The organism is Nostoc sp., assembly GCF_041747015.1.
Lineage (GTDB): Bacteria > Cyanobacteriota > Cyanobacteriia > Cyanobacteriales > Nostocaceae > Nostoc.
In genome coordinates, this window is sequence record NZ_JBGTFY010000247.1 from 1 (window position 1) to 5,471 (window position 5,471).

Below are 5,471 nucleotides of genomic sequence, written 5' to 3' on the forward strand. Positions count from 1 at the left end.
TCTTAACCTTAACTGGCGATGCCACCGTCGCCGAATATCAAACTGCACTACAATCTGTTACCTATCAAAACAGCAGCGACAACCCCGATACCACCGCCCGCACCATTAGCTTTGTCGTCAATGATGGCGACTTCGATAGCAGCCCTGCTACCCGCGACATTAATCTGACTGCCGTTAATGATGCCCCAACAGATTTGGCGTTGAGTGCCAACACCGTCAACGATGAAGTACCAGCCAATACTGCCATCGGCACATTCAGCAGCACCGATCCAGATCAAAATGATAATTTCGCATACAGCCTAGTTTCAGGAATTGACGATGTTGATAATAATGCCTTCACCATTGATGGCAATACCCTCAAGATCAACAATTCTCCAGACTTTAAAACTAAGCCTAGTTACAAAATCCGCGTCCGCACGACTGATGATGGTAATCTCACCTTTGAGAAGGCGTTGACTATTATTGTTAATGACGAAATACCCAACCGTCTCACTAACCCGAATGATGATATCTTTAACATCACAGGTCAGGATGTCAAAGTCAGACTAGAAATCAAACTCACTGGACACAATTCTAAACTGGTGAATGAGCTGGGTTTATTTACTGTTGATGATGCTCAAGGTACGATTAACGGTATTGCTCCTGGTGCTGAAGGTTATGCCGAGGCTGCTTTACAACAGTCAAAGGTAATTTTATCTGCGATCGCTAATACCCCTAATGGGTTTGATACTAATAATCTCAGCAGTCTGCTGGAATTGAATTCTGGTCAAAATTTTAGATTCTTATTAGTCCAAGACGGCACGGTTGATGCTGTACGCAATGATCCTAATTCTATCGGAAAATTACTGTTTTCTAGTGTCTCAACCCAAAAAATTACAGATTTGGGTGATAATGGTTTCTCTCTAGCTTGGAAGGATGCTTCTGGTAATAGTGCCACAGATTTTAATGATCTAGTGGTGAAAATTAACCAGACAAATCAAGCTTTACCTTTGGGTACAAATCTTCAAGGTCAATTCCAAGGAGAAGTGATTGATTTGCGAGATGTCCAGCAATCAGTCCAAGCTGAATTTAACGTTTACAGAGAAGCCGCTTACAACAATTACGTCGGCTTTTATCAGGTGACTGATGAAAATGGTGGGATTGATACCAATGGCGACGGCACGGCTGATATTCTTACGGGACAGGCTGGTTATACTCAGGCTGCTGTGCGTGGCCGGGTTGCTGGTATTGATTTAAGTGTGAGTAATCAAGGTACTGCTACTTCCACTGGTACTTTCCAACCTGGTGCGATTTTTGCTCCATTCATTATTGTTGATGGTAGAGCTGATACGCTTTTAGATAACAATTCTAATAATGATCCGGCGGTTTATTTCTCATTCTTGGGTGCTAATTCTGATAAGTCGGATCACATTCGCCTGTTAGCAAGTAACACCTTTGGCTTTGAGGATTTGTCTGGTGGTGGCGATCGCGATTTCAATGATGTGATTATCAAAGTTAATTTGACAACTACAATTTAGTCATCTTGAGACAAGACCTCAGTAGCTCGACTAAAAAAGGGTAACTTTGATTCCAAATACCTCCTTAAAAAGGGGAGGAAATAAATCAAAGTCCCCCAATTTATCGGGGGATTTAGGAGGATCAAGTCTTAACCCAAACGCATTGGCCTATCTCCTAGATTGAATTGCCTTAATTAACTCATAAAAAGGTTGCCAATTATCTTCCTGAAGAATTGCTTCCCAAATAGATTCAATCACAAGTCTTAATAATACCGTTTTGGGATTGTGAACAGCTAGAGTTTGGGTAATTAGATGAATGCGATCGCACTCCAAATCATTCAAAAATTTATGGTAGAGTATGCATCAAGTGTAACTACTTGGATATTGATACAGGTCGAGAAATTTACAGTACTTATAATAAGATTCTAGGTAGTTTAGTAAACATGATTAACAATCCTAACCCTTGGCTGATAAAGAAAACAGTCGGACATCCGGGCAGAAAAACAGACTCTTAGTGTCTTTCATCTCCCCTGCTCCCCTGCTCCCCTGCTCCCCTGCCCCCCTGCCCCCCTGCCCAAGAGCTTATTCTTTAAGAACGCGAGTCAGCACTTATGTCCAATCCACATTCGGGAGAAATTGTCAAGTCTGCGTTGGAGGCGTGTTTAGATGCCCCGATCGCTCGATATTTTGACGCGCAACTAGACAAAGATCCAGATGTGTTGGCCCAGTTGTTGGCAGATAAGCGTAACCCCAATACTCGACGGGCTTATGAAAAGGATTTGAAGGATTTCTTTCTGAAGATGACTTTATTGCCGCCGACTGGTGATAGTGTGCTGGAGTTTTTGCACTTGCAGCGAGAGCAAGCGGTGATGGTGGTGTTGAAGTATAAGGCGATGTTGATTAAATCTGGGCTGCGGGAGGCAACCATCAATCGGCGGTTGGCGGCGATTAAGTCGTTGGCGAAGATGGGGCGGAAGTTGGGAGTGTGCAACTATTCCCTAGAGGATGTTTCAGGGGAGAAGGTCAAGGCTTATCGGGATACGCGGGGTGTTGACAGTAAGGCGATATCTATTGTAATTCAGCAGTTTGATAGAGAAACGTTAATTGGTAAACGCAACTATGCGATTTTTCTGGTGCTGTGGGGTTTGGCTTTGCGTCGCCAAGAGATATGCCATCTTAATGTAGGGGACTTTGATTTTTATGGACGCAAGTTGAGAGTTTTGGGGAAGGGTAAGGGAACGAATGAAGAATATTTGGATATGTCTAAGGATGTGGCGGCTGCACTTGCAGATTGGTTAATAGGGCGGGGGGATTTGAATGCTAATTTACCAATTTTTACAGCGTTAGATTTTCATAATTCCGGGCATAGATTGACTACGGATGCCATCTATAAAATAGTGGCTACTGCTTTTAAGAAGGCGGGGGTTAAGAAAACCATGTCACCGCACAGGGTGAGGCATTCGGCGATTACGGCGGCGCTGGATGCAACTGATGGCAATATTAGAAAGGTGCAGAAGTTGAGCCGTCATGCTGACCCCAGAACCTTGATGATTTATGATGATAATCGGAATAAAGACTTGTGGGAAATGTCAGAATTGTTAACGGGAATGTTGAAGAATGCGGAGTGAGAAAAATTAATAAATTTACTAATTATAGTAGATTGCAATTGAACACTTTGACTCTGACAAGTCTCAAACCCTAGCTTTTGCATACGACTTAAAAAGTCGCAATAGGAATTTTATCGAGAAAAATCGCCAAGAAACATGATTCGAGTTTCTGATGCGGCTTGCTGGATACTTTGTCTGAATCCGCTAGCATCGATTTGCTGAATGTACTGAAGCCACGCGATTTTCATACTTTGACCAAACTCGAAGCCAAAGTTATTGTCTCCTGACGCGATCTTCATTGATTCAACACATGATTCAACGGGTAATCCCTTGAAGAGCAGGTGATAAAAAGTGATGTAAGCGACTGCTGAATCTGCCCATGTCGTAGAATGAGTATTCCCCACAAGAGCATAAAAAGGTGGTTCTTTGTCATTGTACATAGCCATTCGACAGCCATAGTAGCCGAAGCACGAGGACATACAGATAATTAGTCCCCCTTGGATCATTCGGTTAAGCGGAAGGAGCAAATATCGTAGATCGTGCCATGATAATGATTCGCCGCTAGTAAGACCTACATTATTTTCGTCTCCATGCAAGCTGAAATGAAGGATAGGAACCAGTGGATGTTGGTGAGAACAAGCATCGACAAGATGAGAGCTAAGTGCTTCAGCAAGCATTTCTCTGTCGGATGCGAGGCTATACCAAAAGGGAATCCTGGCTAGGTTAAATGCTTCACTCAGTGCGCGACCTTCTACTCGTCCATGCAGAAGATCATGTTTTGATGGTGATTCTATGATGTAGACAAAACCGTTCATTCCCATTGGTCAGTTTTTTGCCCCTCAACTACCTTAAATATTGGTCTGTACAGACTAACATAAAAAGTTTGTTAGAAATTAAGTAATTCTGGGCATCCTATAGTCATAGACAAAAATAAAGCAATTACTTTCAATTTCGCTATTGATGTTATGGGTATTAATCGAGATATAAAATTTGGAATTTCAAAATCAGGAACTTATCTCTTAGACTTTATTCCCAAAGAACAAACAGAGCGTTATTTACATAGACTCAATTATTACAAATTAAATTATAAGGTAGTAACCAGAAAGCGGAACTTGACAGATGATGAAATTTTTCGGCACAGATTAAAAACTGATGAAGAAGAGGTTTGTTGCGTATTCTTTTCTTTGATTGAAGAAGAACTAATAAAGAAATTAATAGCAGCATATGGTTTGATTGACAAAAGAAAATATTTAATCCCCAAGTCTAATAATTTTATATGTTTTTTAATGGATAATATTTATATTATCGCCTGTCATAAAACTTTTTCAGACGAAATAAAGTTAATGAATAAATACTTAAGCCAGTACACTGATTTTAAATATAAACTAATTCACATGGAAGATTACGGTATTTTTATGCCGATGGCAAGTATATCAAATCTAATTATTGAAGATATTGAAAATTTTATATGTATCGTGGATGAAAATCATGAAGAACATGAAATAAGAGAAAAAATGTTAAAAGTGCAAAAAATGGTTAAGATATATAAAGAATATCTTAGAGTTCAACCACCTATTTATTATTTTTGAGAATGTTATAGGTTGATAAAGTGCAAGAAGATAGCCTAACCGCCCCAAAACCTTAATCTCTCGTGAGCGCCAGTCAGGGCTGACTCTCGTATTGGGCATCATCGTGACAGTCCCTTTTGTAGTACTAAAGCTACGCTCCTCTCCACATTGGTTTAACTGCATTGGGCATTTGTCGAAGGGGCGATCGCCTCTCGACAATTGGCATAATTTTTGGAATTTCAAATTGTCGCCGCGAATGAAATCGCCTCATCTAATTGGTGTCCCGCCGCGCTCCCAAAAGAAAAAAATGTCTCAGGGGGTCAGGAGAGCAATAGCGATCGCAACGCCCTATAGGAAGAAGTACCAAAGTGCAATCACAGAATTTGAGGAACTAGCAAAAGAGTAGGTTAATGGATGGCATTGTCCACCCTTTTTATCGGCTAAACCTCAATAAATATTTTCTGGTAGTGTTCATAGAGAATATTCCTTAGTCAATTACAAATGCCTCGCATAAAATTGCATCTCGGTTCCCTTGCTCAGTTGCCACAGTCACAATTCCATTCTTGGAGTCGTAGTTAATCATCTCACCTGCAAACTTGACCGCACCACTAAGCGATCGCACTTCAACTTGACAACCAACAAACCCTGCGATGTCCCCGCCGTCTTTTTCAATCTGCAACAGTGAGTATAAGTTCTCGTCCTCAGCTTTTACCAAAACAGTATCGGATGCAATTGGCGCGGCGATCGCTGCCTGATCCTCAGTTGGCATACCCGCACCACTTTCTAGCTTTGACGCACCA

Annotated in this window: 5 protein-coding genes and 2 pseudogenes; 4 read left to right on the top strand and 3 right to left on the bottom strand. The window is 41.3% G+C overall.

The annotated features are described in order from the left end of the window. Positions 1-1,517, top strand: a 1,517-nt coding sequence (locus ACEW80_RS20450; protein ID WP_373528350.1) for a DUF4114 domain-containing protein, incomplete at its 5' end; no start/stop codon positions are given. A gap of 147 nt (positions 1,518-1,664) precedes the next feature. Here ACEW80_RS20450 and ACEW80_RS20455 read toward each other — a convergent pair. Further along, a pseudogene (locus ACEW80_RS20455) lies at positions 1,665-1,859 on the bottom strand (protein adenylyltransferase SelO family protein); the annotation flags it as partial. A gap of 248 nt (positions 1,860-2,107) precedes the next feature. On the opposite strand from ACEW80_RS20455, the gene ACEW80_RS20460 reads away from it, so the two are divergent. Further along, on the top strand, positions 2,108-3,124 hold the full coding sequence (locus ACEW80_RS20460; RefSeq protein WP_373528351.1) for a tyrosine-type recombinase/integrase: 1,017 nt from the start codon (positions 2,108-2,110) through the stop codon (positions 3,122-3,124). A 110-nt stretch (positions 3,125-3,234) separates the two neighbouring features. On the opposite strand, the gene ACEW80_RS20465 is transcribed toward ACEW80_RS20460, so the two are convergent. Continuing rightward, positions 3,235-3,918, bottom strand: a complete 684-nt coding sequence (locus ACEW80_RS20465; protein ID WP_373528352.1) for a hypothetical protein — start codon at positions 3,916-3,918, stop codon at positions 3,235-3,237. Between the two features lie 150 nt (positions 3,919-4,068). Here ACEW80_RS20465 and ACEW80_RS20470 point away from each other — a divergent pair, with 150 nt between their 5' ends. Together ACEW80_RS20470 and ACEW80_RS20475 are read left to right on the top strand one after the other, a co-directional pair. Further along, positions 4,069-4,692 (top strand): hypothetical protein, encoded by a 624-nt coding sequence (locus tag ACEW80_RS20470; RefSeq protein ID WP_373528353.1) that lies wholly within the window; start codon positions 4,069-4,071, stop codon positions 4,690-4,692. A gap of 103 nt (positions 4,693-4,795) precedes the next feature. After that, positions 4,796-5,077 carry a hypothetical protein gene (locus tag ACEW80_RS20475; protein ID WP_373528354.1) on the top strand — a complete coding sequence of 94 codons (282 nt, stop codon included), beginning with the start codon at positions 4,796-4,798 and terminating at the stop codon, positions 5,075-5,077. An 81-nt stretch (positions 5,078-5,158) separates the two neighbouring features. On the opposite strand, the pseudogene ACEW80_RS20480 reads toward ACEW80_RS20475, so the two are convergent. Further along, positions 5,159-5,471, bottom strand: a pseudogene (locus ACEW80_RS20480) (heavy metal transporter); the annotation flags it as partial.